Origin of the sequence: Janthinobacterium agaricidamnosum, assembly GCF_003667705.1 — a bacterium.
Classification (GTDB): domain Bacteria; phylum Pseudomonadota; class Gammaproteobacteria; order Burkholderiales; family Burkholderiaceae_D; genus Janthinobacterium.
The window spans coordinates 878,682-896,831 of the sequence record NZ_CP033019.1; the positions used below are offsets into that span (position 1 = coordinate 878,682).

Annotated in this window: 14 protein-coding genes; 7 read left to right on the forward strand and 7 right to left on the reverse strand. The window is 65.6% G+C overall.

What is annotated here, in order from left to right; genetic code table 11:
- Window positions 1-114: 114 nt before the first annotated feature.
- On the forward strand, window positions 115-1,728 hold the full coding sequence (locus D9M09_RS03900) for a M28 family peptidase (protein WP_121668626.1): 1,614 nt from the start codon (window positions 115-117) through the stop codon (window positions 1,726-1,728).
- A 170-nt stretch (window positions 1,729-1,898) separates the two neighbouring features.
- Here the strand turns inward: D9M09_RS03900 and D9M09_RS03905 are convergent, their stop codons facing one another.
- Together D9M09_RS03905 and D9M09_RS03910 are read right to left on the reverse strand one after the other, a co-directional pair.
- Window positions 1,899-3,113, reverse strand: a complete 1,215-nt coding sequence (locus D9M09_RS03905) for an MFS transporter (RefSeq protein ID WP_121670958.1) — start codon at window positions 3,111-3,113, stop codon at window positions 1,899-1,901.
- A 171-nt stretch (window positions 3,114-3,284) separates the two neighbouring features.
- A complete protein-coding gene (locus D9M09_RS03910) occupies window positions 3,285-4,283 on the reverse strand; it encodes an LLM class flavin-dependent oxidoreductase (protein ID WP_121668627.1) in 999 nt (332 codons plus the stop codon).
- Window positions 4,284-4,544: 261 nt separating this feature from the next.
- On the opposite strand from D9M09_RS03910, the gene galT reads away from it, so the two are divergent.
- The 5 genes from galT (at window position 4,545) to D9M09_RS03935 (ending at window position 13,602) form a co-directional block, all read left to right on the forward strand.
- The gene (gene galT / locus D9M09_RS03915; RefSeq protein ID WP_121668628.1) at window positions 4,545-5,648 is read left to right on the forward strand and encodes a galactose-1-phosphate uridylyltransferase; all 1,104 of its coding nucleotides are present in this window, start codon (window positions 4,545-4,547) and stop codon (window positions 5,646-5,648) included.
- Entirely contained in the window at window positions 5,645-6,751 is a 1,107-nt protein-coding gene (locus D9M09_RS03920; protein ID WP_070218144.1) for a M24 family metallopeptidase, read from the forward strand. The genes galT and D9M09_RS03920 overlap by 4 nt, the downstream gene beginning before the upstream one ends.
- Entirely contained in the window at window positions 6,748-7,815 is a 1,068-nt protein-coding gene (gene galK, locus D9M09_RS03925; protein ID WP_121668629.1) for a galactokinase, read from the forward strand. Before D9M09_RS03920 ends, galK begins: the two co-directional genes overlap by 4 nt.
- A 177-nt stretch (window positions 7,816-7,992) precedes the next feature.
- Window positions 7,993-9,729 (forward strand): glycoside hydrolase family 2 protein, encoded by a 1,737-nt coding sequence (locus D9M09_RS03930; RefSeq protein ID WP_070310074.1) that lies wholly within the window; start codon window positions 7,993-7,995, stop codon window positions 9,727-9,729.
- Between the two features lie 54 nt (window positions 9,730-9,783).
- Complete coding sequence (locus D9M09_RS03935) at window positions 9,784-13,602, forward strand: NAD(P)-binding protein (protein WP_121668630.1); 3,819 nt, start codon at window positions 9,784-9,786, stop codon at window positions 13,600-13,602.
- A 310-nt stretch (window positions 13,603-13,912) separates the two neighbouring features.
- Here D9M09_RS03935 and D9M09_RS03940 read toward each other — a convergent pair whose 3' ends face one another.
- Window positions 13,913-14,422 (reverse strand): hypothetical protein, encoded by a 510-nt coding sequence (locus tag D9M09_RS03940; protein WP_162995565.1) that lies wholly within the window; start codon window positions 14,420-14,422, stop codon window positions 13,913-13,915.
- 264 nt (window positions 14,423-14,686) lie between these two features.
- Between D9M09_RS03940 and D9M09_RS03945 the strand changes: the two genes are divergently transcribed.
- Window positions 14,687-14,986: a hypothetical protein gene (locus D9M09_RS03945; RefSeq protein ID WP_070312035.1), complete on the forward strand. Its 300-nt coding sequence runs from the start codon at window positions 14,687-14,689 to the stop codon at window positions 14,984-14,986.
- On the opposite strand, the gene D9M09_RS03950 is transcribed toward D9M09_RS03945, so the two are convergent.
- The 4 genes from D9M09_RS03950 to D9M09_RS03965 form a co-directional block, all read right to left on the reverse strand.
- A complete protein-coding gene (locus D9M09_RS03950) occupies window positions 14,987-15,400 on the reverse strand; it encodes a VanZ family protein (RefSeq protein WP_070288585.1) in 414 nt (137 codons plus the stop codon). It abuts the gene before it with no gap.
- Window positions 15,401-15,942: 542 nt separating this feature from the next.
- Window positions 15,943-16,707: an SDR family NAD(P)-dependent oxidoreductase gene (locus D9M09_RS03955; protein ID WP_035825332.1), complete on the reverse strand. Its 765-nt coding sequence runs from the start codon at window positions 16,705-16,707 to the stop codon at window positions 15,943-15,945.
- 87 nt (window positions 16,708-16,794) lie between these two features.
- On the reverse strand, window positions 16,795-17,316 hold the full coding sequence (locus D9M09_RS03960; protein ID WP_070312036.1) for a TPM domain-containing protein: 522 nt from the start codon (window positions 17,314-17,316) through the stop codon (window positions 16,795-16,797).
- Window positions 17,316-18,149 (reverse strand): TPM domain-containing protein, encoded by an 834-nt coding sequence (locus D9M09_RS03965; RefSeq protein WP_121668632.1) that lies wholly within the window; start codon window positions 18,147-18,149, stop codon window positions 17,316-17,318. The genes D9M09_RS03960 and D9M09_RS03965 overlap by 1 nt, the downstream gene beginning before the upstream one ends.
- Window position 18,150: the final 1 nt, after the last annotated feature.

The following is an 18,150-nucleotide window of genomic DNA, read 5'->3' on the forward strand; positions in this document are numbered from 1 at the left end:
CGCCTTGCCGCGGGGATTTTTTTCGTCCGCATTTTGCCGCGCCTGCCCCATGGCATACAATCGCCGGCCCGGCTATCCGCCGGACTGAATGTCTCCTCTTATCCAAAGGATCTTATGCAGAAGCTGTTTTCTTCCCTGGCCTTGACTGCGTTGGCGTTTTCCGCCCAGGCCGCTACCGGTTTGCCCGTGGTGCAGGAAGCGCCCTTGCGCGCCCACCTGGCCTTCCTGTCCAACGATTTGCTCGAAGGCCGGGGCACGGGCCAGCGCGGCGCCGACCTGACGGTGGCGTACCTGGAAACCCAGGCGCAGATGGCCGGACTGCAACCCGTGCGCGGCAACAGCTACCGCCAGAGCGTGCAAATCGCCGGCGTGAAGTCGCTGCCTGCCGAGAGCAGCCTGCAGGCGGTGGCCGGCGGCAAGCCCGTGCCGCTGGCGTTCGGCCCCGACTGGGTGTGGGCCACGGGCGACTCCGTTGCCGCGCACACCTTCGACGCGCCGCTCGTGTTCGTCGGCTACGGCATCACGGCGCCGGAAGAGGGCTGGAACGATTTCAAGGGCGCCGATGTCAAAAACAAGATCGTCGTCATGATGGTCAACGACCCGCAGCCGACCGCGCTTGATCCGAACCGCTTTGCCGGCAAGGCGCTGACCTATTACGGCCGCTGGACCTACAAATTCGAGGAAGCCAGGCGCCAGGGCGCGGCGGGCGTATTGTTGATCCACACGAAACCGTCCGCCTCGTACGACTGGAGCGTCGTACAGAACAGCTGGAGCGGCAGCGAGCGCTTCCAGTTGGCCGACCGCACTGCCGGCACGCCATTGCAGGGCTGGATCGCGGAAGACGCGGCGCGCCGGCTGTTTGCGGCGGGCGGCCAGGACCTGGACGCCTTGCGCGTCAAAGCGGAAAACAAGGATTTCCAGGCCGTCGCCTTGAACGCCAAGTTGTCGGGCGAGATGAAGTCCATCGTGCGCAAGGTGGAGCAATTCAATATCGCGGGCATGGTGCCGGGCACCGACCCGACATTGAAAGATGAAGCCGTCATCTACAGCGGCCACTGGGACCACCTGGGCAAGCAAGGTGACTCTGGAGACACGATCTACAACGGCGCCGTCGACAACGCTTCCGGCATTGCCGGCTTGCTGGCCATGGCGCAGGAAGCCGTCAAGAAACCGGCGAAGCGCACGCAGATATTCCTGTGGGTGGCGGCCGAGGAACAGGGGCTATTGGGCAGCGCCGCCTACGCGGCCGACCCGCTGTGGCCGCTGGACAAGACGGCCGCCGCGCTGAACCTCGACAGCCTGAACTTCGTGGGCGCCACGCATGACATCGGCGCGCAGGGCAGCGAGCGCACGGAGCTGGGCGCGATGGCCGCCGCGGTGGCGAAAGCCATGGGCATGCACATTGCGGCTGCGCGTCCCGACCTGGCCGGCGGCTATTTCCGCAGCGACCATTTCAGCTTTGCCAAGGCGGGCGTGCCCGCGTTTTCCATCAATGGCGGACGCGAGTATATCAAGGACGTGGCAGCGTCGAAAGCCAAGGCGGCCGCCTACGGCCCCCGCTACCATCAGGTGACCGATGAGTACGACGCCAGCTGGGATCTGTCCGGCATGACGCAGCAGGCGCAATTCACCTTGAACCTGGGGCAAGCCGTGGCGAATGCGGCCAGAATGCCGGCCTGGAAGGCGGGCGATGCGTTTGGCAAGGCGCGCGGGCAAGCCGCGAAATAAGACGTGGTCTGTGCAAACAACGTTGTCGGATTACGCGCGGCCTCGCCGCGCCTCGGCGGCCCCGCTAATCCGACCTACGCCTGTTCGCTTGGAGCAAGTGCGTAGGTCGGGTTAGCGCGCCAGCGCGTAACCCGACAACATTGTTGGCCCCGCAGCCCCGCAGCGCCGGATCAAGCCGCCCGTTCCAGCCTGCGCTGCGTATGCCGGTACTTGCTCCACACGATCAGCAGCAACAGTGGCATGGCGCCGCCCACCATGCACAGGGCGGGCCAGCCGCCGGCGGCGAAGCTGGCGCTGGCCAGGGCCGAGCCTGCCGACGCGCCGATGAAGCCGCCCGCGATGAAGACGGTGGTGACCCTGGCCCGCGCGTGGGGCGCCAGTTTATAGATGATGGACTGGTGCGTCACTTGCAAACCCATCACGCCCATGTCCAGCAGCACGATACCGATCAACAGCAGCGCCAGCGAATGGGCGCCGAAGCCGATCAGGGCCCAGCCCGCGATCGAGGCGACGGCCAGCAGCCACGTGGCTTGGCGCGCATAGCCGCGGTCGGCCATGCGGCCGGCCGTATTCGCGGCGAAGGCGCCCGTGGCGCCCGCCAGGCCGAACAGGCCGATCTGCATTTCCGAATAGTGGTACGGCGCGCCGCTGAGCAGGAAGGTCAGGCCCGTCCAGAACACGCTGAAGGTGCCCAGGCCCAGGCCCGAGAACAGGGCGCGCTGGCGCAGCAAGGGTTCCTGGCGGATGATGTCGGCCAGGGAAGCCATCAGCTTGCCGTACTGCAGCTTGCCGCGCGGCGCTTCGTTCGGCAGGATGCGGCGCAGCATGACGAGCAGGGCGGCCACGACGATGGCGGCCAGCACGTAGACGGTGCGCCAGCCGCCGCTGATCTGCGACACGGTGCCGGAGACGGTACGCGCCAGCAAGATGCCCAATAATAAACCCGTCATGACGGTGCCCACCATGCGGCCCCGGCTGTGGTCGGGCGCATACGACGCCACCATGGCCGTGACCACCATCAAGGCGCTGGCCGTGATCCCCATCAAGACGCTGGCGACGGCAAAGACGATAATATTCTGGCTGGTGGCGGCCAGCAACAGGGCACCGATCTTGGCAATCAGCATCCACGTCAGCAACTGGCGGCGGTTCAGTACGTCACTGAGGGGGACCAAAAACACGATGCCCAGCACATAGCCGATCTGCGTGGCCGTGACCAGGTAGCCCGCTTGCGGCACGCTTACGCCAAACGAGGCGGCCAGCATGGACGTGAGCGGCTGCACATAGTACAGACTGGCGACGAGCACGCCGGCGGACAGGGCGAACAACAGGATGCGGGTGGAGCTCAGCAGGGTGCTGGCATCGACGGACGAGGGTGCGGATTTCATGCGGTACAACTTTCTTGGAATGATGCTTTTGGATGAGCATGATAGCGGGGCTGCGCATTTCTTGCCGGGCGCGGCCGATTTTGTGACTGGACGCGAGCAAAAAAATCCCGGCGATCGTTGCCGACGGCCGGGAAAAGGGTATTTGGGGAAATACCGAGGAAGACAGTGAAGTTACTGCGCGCGCGCCAGCTCCGCATGCACTTGCGCCGTGATTTCATACGAGCGCAGCCGGTGCTGGTGCTCGAAGATTTGCGAGGTGATCATCAGTTCGTCGGCGCCCGTTTCGGCGATGAAGGCGGCCATCTTCGCCTTCACCGTGTCCGGCGCGCCGATGGCCGTGCAGGACAGGACGGAATCGAGCATGGCGCGTTCCTGCGGGCCCAGTTGCTCCAGGTAGCCGGGCACGGGCGGTTGCAGACGCGACGGACGGCCCGTGCGCAGGTTGACGAACGCTTGCTGCATCGACGTGGCGCGCAGGTGCGCCTCGGCATCCGTGTCGGCGGCAAAGACGTTAAAACCCAGCATCACGTACGGTTTCGTCAATTGCTTCGACGGCTTGAAGTGTTCGCGGTAATAGGCCACGGCTTGCATCATCATTTGCGGCGCGAAGTGCGAGGCGAACGCATACGGCAAGCCCAGGTGGGCGGCCAGCTGGGCGCCGAACAGGCTGGACCCCAGTATCCACACGGGCACGTTCGCGCCCTTGCCGGGCACGGCCAGCACGCGCTGGCGCGGTTCGTCGGACATATAGTCGATCAATTCCAGCACGTCCTGCGGAAACTGCTCCGCGTCGGACTGCAAGTCGCGGCGCAGCGCGCGCGCCGTCGTCTGGTCGGAGCCGGGCGCGCGGCCCAGGCCCAGGTCGATGCGGCCCGGGTGCAGCGCTTCCAGCGTGCCGAACTGTTCCGCGATGACGAGCGGCGAGTGGTTCGGCAGCATCACGCCGCCCGCGCCCACGCGAATGGTCTTGGTGCCGGCCGCCACATGGGCGATGACGACGGCCGTGGCGGCGCTGGCGATGCCGGGCATGCCGTGGTGTTCGGCCAGCCAGTAGCGGTTGTAGCCCCAGCGTTCGCCGTGCTGCGCCAGGTCCAGCGTGTTCTTGAACGACTGGCTGGCGTTGCTGCCTTCGGCGATGGGCGCGAGGTCGAGTATGGAAAATGGAATCATGGTAGCGATATCGGGACGTGGTGGAAAATCACAATGGACGATTTGTCTATCCCCTGACGACAACAGGGTCGGCCTTGAAAGCGGCAGGGATGACAGGCTGTGCACATGATAATGCGAATCGGGAATTTGCGTACTGATCGGTAAAAAACTCGTCTCGACGGGAAACCGGTGTTGAGCAAATCTGGTAAATATTTGCAGACTGTGGAACTTTTGTTGCCAGTGCCAGTCTTAAGAATTCGTGTCTTAAGAATGCGAAACATCATGTATTGCAAGCAACTTGCCAAGCCCGACGGGCGCCAGCTGACCCTGTACAGCCGGCGTCCCATCGTCGTCGCCGGCGTTGCACCGAGTCCCTTCCCCGAGCCGCAGGAGGCCAATCCGCACTTGCGCTGGCATCCCTTGCGCGGCGAATGGGTGGCGTATGCGGCTTACCGCCAGGGCCGCCCCTTCCTGCCGCCGGCCCCGTACAACCCGCTGGCGCCCACGCGCGATCCCGCGCAGCCGACGGAATTGCCTGCCGGCGACTTCGATATCGCCGTCTTCGACAACCGCTTTCCCACCCTGGCGCCGCATGCCCATGATCCGCCCGACCTGACGGTCGCCACGGCGCCCGCCCGCGGCCATTGCGAAGTGGTGGTGTTCGCGCAGGATGCGGGCGCCTCGCTGGGCACGCTGGCGCCCGGCCACATCGCCTTGTTGCTGCAGGTGTGGGGGGAGCGCACGGCACAGCTGGCCAGCCGGCCAGGCATCGCGTACGTGCTGCCGTTCGAGAACCGCGGCGCGGAAGTGGGCGTGACCCTGCACCATCCGCATGGCCAGATCTACGCCTACCCCTTTGTGCCGCCCGTGCCGGCGCGCATGCTGGAGCAGGAACACGCATATTTCGCCAGCCATGGCCAGGCCCTGCTGGTGGACATGGCGCGGCGCGAAGCCGATGGCGGCGCGCGCCTGCTGTACCTGGGACCGGAGGCGATCGCCTTTGTGCCCGCCTGCGCCCGCTATCCGTATGAAGCGTGGGTGATGCCGCTGCGGCAGACGGACAGCTTCGCGGCCTTGTCGGCATTGCAGCGCGACGACCTGGCGCGCGCCCTCAAGACCGTGCTGCTGAAATACGACGGCTTGTGGCAGCGCGCCATGCCTTACCTGATGGCCTGGTACCAGGCGCCGCCGGACGGCCGCGCGCATCCGGAAACGCAGCTGCACGCACAGTTTTATCCGCCGTACCGCACGCGCGAACGGCTCAAATATCTGGCCGGCACCGAGCTGGCCGCCGGCATGTACGCCATGGATGCCCTGCCCGAGGAATCGGCGCGGCAGCTGCAGCAAGTGCGCGTGGCATGGGAAATGGCAGAGGAAATCGCATGAACTGGAATGTCGAACTGGAAATTGCGCACAAACTGGCGCAGATGCGTGGCTGGCTGGAACAGGAAAAGGCCGGCGCGTTGCGCCTGCGCGGCGTGGACTGGTTCGCCTGGGCCACGGCCGGCGCGTCGGGCAGCACCTGCCAGACGGCCGAGTGCGGCTGTGCCGAGGTGCTCGTCACGCGCGATGCGGCCTACATCCTGACCGATGCGGCCGAGGCGCAGCGGCTGCGCCAGGAAGAGGTGCGCGGCTGCTGGACCTGGCAAGTGACGCCGTGGATGCAACCCCGGCTGGCCGAATTGCGCGAGCATTTCGTGCAGCATGCGGCGCAGGGGCGGCCCGTGCTGTGCGACCGGCCCGGGCTGCACGAGCGCTGCCTGCCCGTCGCCCTGCGCGAGGAGCGCCTGCCCTTGCTGGCACCGGAACAGGCGCGCTACCGCGAAGTGGGGCGGCTGGCTTCCGCTGCCGCCAGCGAGGCGCTGCGCGCCGCGCGGCCCGATTGGAGCGAGCAGGAGCTGGCCGGCGCCTGCGCCCGCGCCCTGTGGTCGCGCGGCCTGCATGCCGTGTACGTGCTGGCGGCCGGCGCCGAGCGCTTCGAGCGCTACCGGCGCGCGCCGCCCGCCGCGTCGCCGCTGGGCGAACGGGCCGTGCTGGCGCTGTGCGCGCAAGGTTTCGGCCTGTGCGCCAGCCTGAGCCGCCAGCGCCGTTTCCGTCCCGCGCGCGACGGCATCGGCGAAGCCGACGCGGCCATCCTGGCGCTCGAAGCGGTGGCGCTCGATGCCTGCGTGGCGGGGCATGCGCTGAGCATGGTGTATCACGCGCTCGACAGCGCCTATGCCTATGCGGGCCAGCCCGATACGGTGCAGGAATTCCGGCAGGGCGGCATCGCCGGCTACCGCGCGCCCGAGGTGGCCGCCGGCGCGCATACGGAAATCGCCCTGAAGGACGGCATGGCCGTGGCCTTCCATCCCAGCCTGCCCGGCAGCATGGTGGAAGACACTTTCCTGCTCAGCGGCGGGCGCCTGCACAACCTGACTTGCGATCCCGACTGGCCGGCGGCAACGGTGCAGGGACGGCGGCGTCCGCTGACCCTGGAAGTGCAATGATCACCCCCGACGCGTATTTCGGCGCCGTCCCCGTGGTGGCGGCCTCGGCGCCCGGACGGGTCAACCTGCTGGGCGAGCATACGGACTACAACGATGGCTACATGCTGCCGTGCGCCACGCCGCAGCGCACGCGGGTGATGCTGGCGCTGGCCGCCGACGGGCACCACCAGTTCTATTCCGCCACCCTTGACGAACTCGTGCGTTTCGAGCGCCAGAGCGCCGCACCGCCCGGCTTTGGCCGCTACCTGGAAGGCTGCATACGCCTGCTCGAGGAGCGCGGCGTCGCGGTGCCGGCCGTGCGCGGCCATATCGATTCGGACGTGCCGCCGGGCGCCGGCCTGTCGAACAGCGCCGCGCTGGAGATCGCCATGCTGCGCGCGCTGCGCCAGTTGCTGGGACTGCAGATCGATGACGTGTCGCTGGCGCTGATGGGGCAGCAGGCGGAAATCCGCTACGCGCAGGTCAATTGCGGCGTGATGGACCAGATGGCATGCAGCCTGGCCGACGAACATCACATGCTGCTGCTCGACGCACGCACCCTGCGCCATGAACTGCTGGCGCTGCCCCATGACAGCGAGGTGCTGGTCATCGACAGCGGCGTGCCGCGCACTCTGGCCGGCAGCGCCTACAACGTGCGGCGCGCCGAGTGCGAACAGGCGGCGCGCCTGCTGGGCGTGGCGGCACTGCGCGACGTGCGCGAGCCGTCCGTGGTGGAAGGCTTGCCCGAGCCGTACCGCCGCCGCGCGCGCCACGTGGTCAGCGAAAACCTGCGCGTGCTGCAGGCTTGCGGCCAGCATGGTCCCGTGCGCTTCGGCCAGCTGATGGCGCAGTCGCACGCCAGCCTGCGCGACGATTACGAGGTATCGCTGCCGGTGCTCGATGCGCTGGTGGCGCTGCTGTCGGCGCAGTCGGCCGTGTACGGCGCGCGCCTGACGGGCGCCGGTTTTGGCGGCGCTTGCGTGGCCCTGTGCCGCAAGCAATGCGCGGCCAGCGCGGGGCGTACGGTGGTACAGCGCTTTAACGCTTTGGGACGCCACGCACGCATGCTGGTTCCGCTCGACTGAGCATGGTTTGATCCTGCTCATGCATCACCGCCCAAGTCCCATACGGCGGAACTTGCCCCATGCCGCATGCATCCAATTGGCATGCTCGATGACCATCTCTCCCCACCCCATACGAATGACGGCCTGGCCGGTACTGCCCTGCCTGGCGCGGGCGGCTTTGCCTATCCCCGCCCGCAGATGGTGCGCGAGAACTGGCAATCGCTGAACGGCGCCTGGCGTTTCACCTTCGACAATGAACGGCGCTACCGCCTGCCCGACGGCGGCATCGGCTGGACGCACGAGATCATCGTGCCGTTTCCGCCGGAATCGCAGGCCAGCGGCGTGGGCGACCGCGGTTTTCACCGCATATGCTGGTATCAGCGCGACTTCCTGCTGCAGCCGGGCGGACCCTGCGTGCTGCTGCATTTCGGCGCCGTCGACTACCATGCCAAGGTCTGGCTGAACGGTCACGTGGTGGCCGAGCATGAGGGAGGCCACACGCCGTTTGTCGCCAACATCAGCCATGCCCTGCTGGCCGACGGGCCGCAGGTGCTGACGGTGCGCGTCGAGGACGATCCGCACGACCTGGCCAAGCCGCGCGGCAAGCAGGACTGGCAACTGCTGCCCCATTCCATCTGGTATCCGCGCACCACGGGCATCTGGCAAAGCGTGTGGATCGAGCGCGTGGCCACCACTTATATCGGCAAGCTGCGCTGGACGCCCGTGTTCGAGGGCTATGAAATCGGCTGCGACGTGTTCGCCATGGGCGAGCTGCACGACGATCTCATCGTGGGCGTGCGCATCTGGCATGGCGACAATCTGCTGGCCGACGACCAGTACAAGCTGATCGAAAACGAAGCGAGCCGCAAGATCGCCCTGTCCGATCCCGGCATCGACGATTCGCGCAACGAACTGCTGTGGAGCCCGGAGCGGCCCATCCTGCTCGATGCCGAAGTCACGCTGCGGCATGGCGACGCCTTGCTCGACACGGTCAGGTCGTACACGGCGCTGCGCTCGGTGGCGATCAACCGCGACCGCTTCATGCTCAATGGCCGGCCGTATCCGCTGCGCCTGGTGCTGGACCAGGGTTACTGGCCCGACACCCTGCTGGCGGCGCCTTCCGATGCGGCCTTGCGGCACGACGTGGAACTGGCCAAGGCCATGGGTTTCAACGGCGTGCGCAAGCACCAGAAGATCGAGGACCCGCGCTACCTGTACTGGGCCGACCGCCTGGGCTTGCTGGTGTGGGAAGAAATGCCGTCCACTTACCGTTTTTCCGGCAAGGCCATCACGCGCATGGTGCGCGAATGGACGGACGTGATCGAACGCGACTACAGCCACCCGTGCATCCTCGTCTGGGTGCCGTTCAACGAATCGTGGGGCGTGCCCAACCTGACGGCCATCCAGGCCCACCGCAACGCCGTCGAGGCGCTGTACCACCTGACGCGCACGCTCGATCCCACGCGGCCCGTGATCGGCAACGACGGCTGGGAAGCGTCGGCCACCGACATCCTCGGCATCCACGATTACGACTGCGATCCGGAACGCCTGCAGGCGCGCTATGCGATCAGCGATTCGGCCCGCACCACCTTGTTCGACCAGCGCCGCCCGGGCGGGCGTATCCTCACGCTCGACGGTTTTCCGCACCGGGGCCAGCCCATCGTCCTCACGGAATTTGGCGGCATCGCCTTTGACCGGGAGCAGGGGGAAACCGATACCTGGGGCTATGCGCGCGTGGGGAACGAGGCGGCCTTCCTCGACCTGTACCGGCGCCTGATGACGGTCGTCAATACGGCGCAAATGTTCAGCGGCTTTTGCTACACGCAGTTCGCCGACACGTTCCAGGAAACCAATGGCCTGCTGACGGCGGACCGAACGCCGAAGGCCGCGCTGGAACTGCTCAGCGCGGCCACCCGCAATATCCGGCTCAATTGAACGCAAGCCGGGCCTGACAAGTTTCATCTGGTCCCTACATTAACAGGAGCAGGCATGGCCGATACCGATGGCGCGGCAGCGCCGTTTCTGACTTACTGGCAGGCGGGCTACGAGGGTGCCGACCACGTCACGCACGGCGGCCAGGCGCTGGACATGAACCGCGCCACGGGCCACCTGGACAGGGTGCGCGAAGACTACCTGCTGCTGCGCCAGTTCGGTATCCGCAGCGTGCGCGAAAGCATAGGCTGGCGCCTGGCCGAACGCGACGGCCGTTTCGATTTTTCCTGCATCGAGGAGCGCGCCGCCGTGGCGCGGGAACTGGGGCTGCAGGTCAACTGGACCTTCTGCCACTACGGCTGGCCGCCCGACGTCGACCTGTTCTCGCCGGACTTCGTGCCGCGCTTTGCCCGCTACTGCAGGGCGGCGGCGCAGTTTCTCGCGCCCTATGCGGGCAGCAAGCCCGTGTATTCGCCCGTCAACGAAATCTCGTTTACCAGCTGGGGTTTGTCGGTGCACATGTTCCAGTGCCTGAACATGCAGCGGCCGGACGCGGGTCATGAAGGCAAGCGGCAACTGGTGCGCGCCACCGTGGCCGGCTGCGACGCCATCCGCGCCGTCAGCCCGCATGCGCGTTTCCTGCAATGCGATCCCCTGATCCACGTGATCGCGCCGCCGGGACGGCCGGACTGGGTCGACCAGGCGGCCGCCTGGCGCGCTTCGCAGTTCGAGGCCTGGGACATGCTGTGCGGCCGCCGGGCGCCGGAATTGGGCGGCGCGCCGCGCTACCTGGACTTGATCGGCCTGAACTATTACCACAGCAACCAGTGGGAAAGCGGCAGCAACCTGCGCCTGTGGTGGCACCTGGGCGAGCCGCGCCGCATGCCCCTGTACCAGCTATTGCTGGAAGTGGGGCGGCGCTATGGGCGGCCGCTGCTGCTGGCGGAAACGAGCCACGTGGGCAGCGGGCGCGGCGCCTGGATACGCGACGTGGCCGCCGAGGCGGCACTGGCAGTCCAGCACGGCGCGGATCTGCGCGGCATCTGCATCTATCCCGTCATCGACCGCCCCGACTGGGACGATGCCAGCCACTGGCACCGCAGCGGCTTGTGGGATGTCAGCCTGGAAGAGGCGGGAGGGGAGCGGCTGCGGCGCATCCTCTCGCCGCCCTATGCGGCGGCGCTACGGCAGGCCCAGCGCCTGACCGAACACCTTTGTTCAACGTTTGCCCCGGCGGGGCAGAAAGGAACTGGCATGCGAACCATTATCGTCTTTTCACACCTGCGCTGGAATTTCGTGTATCAGCGGCCGCAACAGCTGCTGTCGCGGCTGGCGCAGTTCTACCGCGTGGTCTTCATCGAGGAACCTGTTTGGCACGACGGGCCGGGTACGCTGGAGCTGTCGACCCCGGCGCCGAACGTGACCGTGTGCCAGCCCCGCACGGCCGTGCGGGCGCCCGGTTTTCACGACGACCAGCTGGCCGTGCTGCAACCGCTGCTGGCCCAGATCACGCCCGCCGACGACCCCATCGTCTGGTTCTATACGCCGATGGCGCTGCCGCTGCTGCCGGCCCTGCACGCGGGCCTGGTGGTGTATGACTGCATGGATGAACTGGCCGCATTCAAAAATGCTCCGCGACAATTACTGCAGCGCGAAACGGCCCTGCTGGCGCGCGCCGAACTGGTGTTCGCGGGCGGCCCCAGCCTGTTCGAGGCGAAACGCACGCGCCATGCGAACGTCCATTGCTTCGCCAGCAGCGTCGATACCGTGCACTTCGAACAGGCGCTGGACCGCCACAACGGCCATCCCGCGCAAGCGGAGATCGGACGTCCCAGGCTGGGCTATTACGGCGTGATCGACGAGCGTTTCGAGCCTGCCCTGGTGGCGGCGCTGGCCGATGCCCATCCCGACTGGCAAATCGTGCTCGTCGGCCCCATCCTCAAGATCGACCCGGCCAGCCTGCCGCAGCGTCAAAATATCCATTACCTGGGCCAGCAGCCGTACCAGGCGCTGCCGCACTTCCTGGCCGGCTGGGACGTGTGCCTGCTGCCCTTCGCCCGGAACGAGGCGACCCGCTTCATCAGTCCTACCAAGGTGCTCGAATACATGGCGGCGCAGTTGCCCATCGTTAGCACCTCGATCACCGACGTGGCCGTGCCGTATGGCGGCATCGTGGCCATCGCCGACACGCCCGATGCCTTTGTTGCCGCCTGCGAGGCGGCGCTGGCTGCGACGCCGGAGCAGCGCGCGGCCATGGCCGCCGGCATGCGCGCCATCGTCGAGGGTACCTCCTGGGATGCCACGGTGGAACAGATGCGCCACTTGCTCGACACGACGCCGCCGGTGCAGGGGGCCCGCCAGGCGGCGCCCGCCGTCAGTACGGCACAGGCTGCCGCACCGGGCGCCGGCGTCAACCTCCTGCATCCGCCCGGTGCGCCGCAAGCCGTGGCCTGCGCCATCATCGGTGCGGGTCCGACGGGCTTGAGCGCCGCCTATCACCTGGGCGCCGATACCTTGTTGCTGGACAAAAATGCCACGGTGGGCGGCTGGTGCCGCTCCATCGTCGACCGCGGTTTTACTTTCGACCATGCGGGCCACATCATGTTTTCCAACGATGACTATGTGCTCGACATGTACCGCACCTTGCTGGGCACCAACCTGCACTGGCAAAACCGCGAAGCCTGGGTGTACAGCAAGCAGGTCTACACGCGCTATCCTTTCCAGGGCGCGCTGTACGGCTTGCCGCCAGCCGTCATCAAGGAATGCATCATGGGAGCCATCGAGGCGCGCTACGGCAAGGCGCCTGCCGTGTCGGGCCATGCGGCAGCGGGGGCCTGCGCCGTGGAAGACTGCTGCGCCGACGGCGGCACGGGGCTGGAACAGGCGCACGATGCCGTGGCGGCACCGCCCCAGGCGGGGCTCAATTTCGAGCAGTTCATCCATCAGGTATGGGGCAGCGGCATCGCCCGCCATTTCGCCATTCCCTACAACAAGAAATTATGGACTGTACCGCTGGCCGAGATGGAAACGTCGTGGCTGGGCGGGCGGGTACCGTTGCCGAACCTGGAAGACATCATCGAGGGCGCGCTCGAACCGGTGGCCAGGCCGATGGGTCCGAATGCCCGTTTCGGCTATCCCTTGCGCGGTGGTTTCCAGGCATTGATGTCGGGCTTCCTGCCGCATCTGCAAGGCCAGCTGGAGCTCAACGCCGAGGTGGTGCAGATCCTGCCGCGCCAGCATGTAATCGTGCTGGCCGACGGCCGCCGCTTCCGCTACCAGCACTTGCTGAGCACCATGCCCTTGCCGGAACTGGTGCGCCTGAGCGGCGAGCAGGCGCCGCAGCAGGTACGGGCGGCGGCGCACGCCTTGCGGCATATTTCCGTGCGCTGCGTCAACCTGGGCGTGGCACGTGAAAACATCAGCGAGAAACACTGGATTTACTACCCGGAAGAGACGATATTCCACCGCATTTTCCTGCAAGGTAACGCCAGCCCCCACTGCAATGCGCCGGGCGGCTTTGGCCTGACGTGCGAGATCAGTTATTCGCCCTGGAAACCGTTGCCGCTGGATGGGCAAGCCCTGATCGACCGTTGCATGGCCGATTGCATCGCCGTGGGCCTGCTGCGCGACGACGACCGGCTGCTGGCTGCCAACCAGGTGGACATGCCTTACGCCTATGTCGTGTACGACCACGCGCGGGCCGCCAATGTGGCGCTGGTGAAGGCCTGGCTGGCCACGCAGGATATCGTGCTGGCGGGGCGCTACAGCGAATGGGAATACTACAATTCCGACCATGCCTTCCTGGCCGGGAAAAAAGCGGCGGAACAGATCGCCGGGCTGGCGGCCAGCCGGCGCAAGGTGAGCATGGTGGAATAGGCGCTTGCGCCCGGGGGAGCCTGGAACGGCGCTCCCGGCGCAGGATGGATAGGCAAACAGGGAAAAGGCGCAAACAGGGAAAAGGCGCAAATGGGGAAAGGCAGGGAAAGGCGTAGACAAGAAAAGGCAATACACAACAGGCAACAGGCAACAGGCAACAGGCAACAGGCAACAGGCAACAGGCAACAGGCAAGGCAGATGAAATATCTGCCTTGCCTGTGTCAGCACGCTGGCGGCGCGGTGTCGCGCTGGCGTTCAGCGTCCGGGAACGCCAGTCCCGGATGCTATCGCGCATGGCGACGCGGTATGCCTAGTAGCGCTGCAGCAAGCCGTTGACCACCTTGACGTGATCGCCGATCTGGTAGCTGGGCTGGGAGTTTTGCATGAGGGTTTGTGTGCTGCCGTCGTCCAGGCGCAGGGTGACCCGGTACTGCGTATTGCCCGAGGTGCTGCCCGCTGTGCCGGAACTGCCGGATTGCATGTCGCCGCTGCGCTGATCCATTCCGCGCGGCACTGGCTCGATCGACTGTACCGTGGCAGAGGCGATGCTGACACCCGTCTGGCTGCCGTCCATGTTCATGGCGTTATTGGCCGTGGAGGTGCGCGTGTCGGCGCTGCCGGTGCCGGCATTGCTCATCGTGCTGCTGGTGCTGGTCCCGGTCCCGGTTCCGGTCGAAGTGCTGCCCGTCCCGGCCGTATTGCTGTAGCTTTCACCGCTGCGGCCATTCGTACTGCTCATGCCGGTGTTGTTCGGATTCGAATTGCAGGCGGCCAGCGTACACAGCAGGCCGGCCAGCGCCATGGTTTTTTTTGCTCTCATCTTGTTCTCCTCTTGGTCTGACAAAGTGGTAACCCGGTTTTCAGGGTGTGGCGGAGGTCAGCGTCAATGGCGCATGCCAGGCATGGCCGTAACTACTGCTAGTAAGAGAGCAGGGAAGGAAAGATGTTCGATCCTTGTTATTTCACATTGAGATACATCAAGCGCTTCAATTGTCGAGCTTGGTATAAAAGACATTCTTGTGCGAATGTGCACAGCGTCAGCGCTGTCCCGCTGTCCTTCCCGCTGCTTATCTCAGGAGAATAAATGGCTTCCGATTCCACTAGCGTCAAGCTGATCAATGAGTTGGTGATTGCGGTGTATGGTGCGCCGGGCACGGCGAACGATATGCGCGCCCGCCATGCGCTGACCCAGGCCCTGCATGCCTTGACGAGGTTGTCACGGTCCGAGCAGTTGATGGAAATGCGGCGCGATGCGGCGCGCGCGGCGGGAGCGCACAGCCGGCGCGAGATGCACGCGGCCTTGCGCCGCATCGCCGGCCGGGCCGCGGCCGGGCAAGGCCAGTTGCCCCTGGCGCTGAGCGCCGGCGACGGCGCGGCGCCCTGATCAGCCGCGCGCCTTCTTCAGCGCGGCGGCGGCCATGCCGGGCCAGAGGAAGTACAGCGGCAGCACCACGGCCGTGGCGGCCGTGATATCGACCACCCAGTCGCTGACGGCGCCATGGCGGTAAGGCAGGAAACTCTGGATAAATTCGTCCAGCGCGCCCATGGCTGCCACCATCAGCACCGACAGCAGCGCCCGGCGGGCCATGCCGCCGGCCGTGCCGCTGAACAGGATCAGGGCCAGCACGCCATAGCCGAACGAGTGCAGCACGCCGCCCGATGCATATTGGCCCACGTCCGCGCGCACGCCGGGGATGTCGCCGATCAAAATCACCAGCACATACAACAGCAGGGCTGTGCGGTAGCGCAGGCGTTCGTAGCGGTCGGCAAAACAAAGTTCGGACAAGGCTGCAGGCATGATGCGTCAGGATGGGTGGAAAGGCAGTCACAATATCATGTGCGTGGCGGGGCACCGTGTTTTTGCGCAAGAGCTTGCCGGACAGGAAAAAAAAAGGCCCGCGGGGGCGCGGGCCAAAAACCCAAATGAAAGGGTCAAGAGTTGAGAGTTGCTCGGTACTTACCCTGTCGCGCGCCTTGCCGGCGCCCGCCACGGTCATGAAAGGGGAGTGGTGTGCCATGGCGGCACACCTGTCTGTAGTCAGGCATATCGGTTGCCTGTACAGCAGATGAAGCAAGTATAGGGGGCGAAAATGACGGGCTGATGACACGCCGCAACATTTTTTTGCGGCAGACAGAATGAACGGGTAGATTGTGAGAAATGGCAAGAATGGCCATGTTGCAGCAGCAATAGCAAAAAAAAAGCCCGCTGGTGAAAGCGGGCTTAAAACTATTTTCTTGGAGGAGAATAGTGGAGACAGGTGCATTATGCTGCGTCGCACGATATGTGTCTAATGATCTTTTTAGATATGCATTATTCTTTTTTGATATAACTCGCCTGTTTCACTCTTTCACGGCCACCGTGTAGTTGAGCGCCATGCGTCCGCCATCGACGTAGATGGTCTGGCCCGTCATGTAGGTAGCGTCATCGCTGGCCAGGAAGGCGGCGATGCCGGCCACTTCTTCCGGCTCGCCGCAGCGGCCCAGCGGCGTGCGCGACAAAATCGTGTGGCGCGCCTGCGGGCTCGACAGCACTGCCTGCTTGGCCAGTTCCGTCAGGATGGTGCCCGGCCCGATGCCGTTCACGCGCACGCCGTGCGGCGCCAGGTTCAGGGCCATGACCTTGGTCAGCTGGTTGATGGCGCCTTTCGACACCACATATGGCACCTGGTTCGGGATCGCCAGCTCCGCATTCACGCTGGACATATTGATGATGCAGCCGCTGTTGCGCTTGACCATCTCGCGCGCCACGGCCTGGCCGCACAGGAACATCGATTTCAGGTTGATGCGCATGACCCGGTCGAAATCGTCTTCGCAGACGTCGAGGAAATCGGCCGCATGCGTGACGCCCGCATTGTTGACGAGGATATCGATGTGGCCGAACTGCGCCAAGGTTTCCTTCAGCATGGCGTCCACGTCCGCCTTCTGGCTGACGTCGGCGCAAAAGAAGCGTGCCTGCGGGCCGAGGGCGGCGGCCGCCTGCGCGCCTTCTTCCTTGATGTCGACCAGCATCACTTGCGCCCCTTCGGCGATCAGGCGGGTGGCGCAAGCCAGGCCGATGCCTTGCGTGGCGCCCGTGACGATGGCGGTTTTATTGACTAATTTCATGTGTGCTCCTCGGCGGGGTATGGGGGCCGCGCTGCCAGGAACACCAGCCCGCGCGGCAATGGGCAGATTTTAATCCCTGGGCATGAATCAGAGGAGGATGGGTTCGTTCGGCAACTGGTTGCCGCGCGTCCCATTGGCGGGGAAGTGGCTTTGCAGCAAGGTATTCAGCTGCTGCAAGGCATCGAGCGTGCTGTCGTGGTAATTGCCATCCTTGAACCCTTTGGTCATGGTGCGGCACACGGCTTGCCACTGTTCCGGCGTGACGCGCCGGCCCACGTTGCGGTCGGCCACGATATCGACCTGGTGTTCGGCCAGGTTGATATAGATCAGCACACCAACGTTGTCTTCCGTATCCCACACGCCGTACTGGGCGAACAGTTCGCGCGCCCGCTCGCGGTTGCTCACGCCCTGGTAAGCCATGCCCGGCGTCAGGGCCGCTTCGACGATCAGGCGCACTTCCGCCCGGTGCATCGTTTCACCGTCGGCAATCGCCGTTTCGATGGCTTTCAGGGTGCGCTCAGGAAAGGCCTGGCGCGCCGTCGCCGGCGTGCCCCGCAAATGTTTCAGGGCCCGTCCGCAGCGTTGTCCGAATGTCAGTTGTTTCGTCATTACCAATCTCCCGAGGCGCCGCCGCCGTCAAAACCGCCGCCGCCGCCACCGAAACCACCGCCGCCACCGCCACCGCCAAAACCACCGCCACCGCCGCCGAAGCCGCCACCGCGGTTGTTCAGCGCCTGGTTCAAGATGCTGCCCAGCACGACGCCCGTGGCGCCGCTGGACCAGTTGCTGCCGCGCTGCAGCCGGTTCGGCCCGCCACGCGAGCGGAACACGGTCACGAGCACAAGAAAGCCGAAGAACAGCAGCGGCAGCCAGAAGGTCAGGCCGCCCGCTTCCACGGTCGCCGGGGCCTGTTTTTGCGCCGGTGCGGGGAATTGCTCCTGGTTCAGCAAGGTAGCGATGGCGCCAATGCCGGCCACCAGGCCGCCGTAATAGTCGTTTTGCTTGAAATGGGGGGCGATCACGTCTTGCAGGATGCGTTTCGATTGCGCATCGGTCAGCACGCCCTGCACGCCACGGCCCGCCTCGATGCGCAGGCGGCGCAAGGACGATGGGTTGTCCTTCGCCACCATCAGCAGCACGCCGTCATCGACGCCCTTGCGGCCCAGCTTCCAGGCATCCGTCACGCGGATGCTGTATTGCTCGATGGCTTCCGGTTCCGTGCTCTTGACCAGCAGCACGGCGATCTGGCTGCCCGTCTTGGCTTCGTAGTCGGCCAGCACGCCTTCCAGCGCCGCTTTCTGCTTGTCATCGAGCATGCCGGCGTTGTCCGTCACGCGCGCCGCCAGCGGCGGCACAGGCTGCAAGCCCTGCGCGCTGGCGGGCAAGGCTGTCCACAGCAGCAGCGCCGTCGCCAGCGCCGCCAGATAAGACCAGGCTTTCATC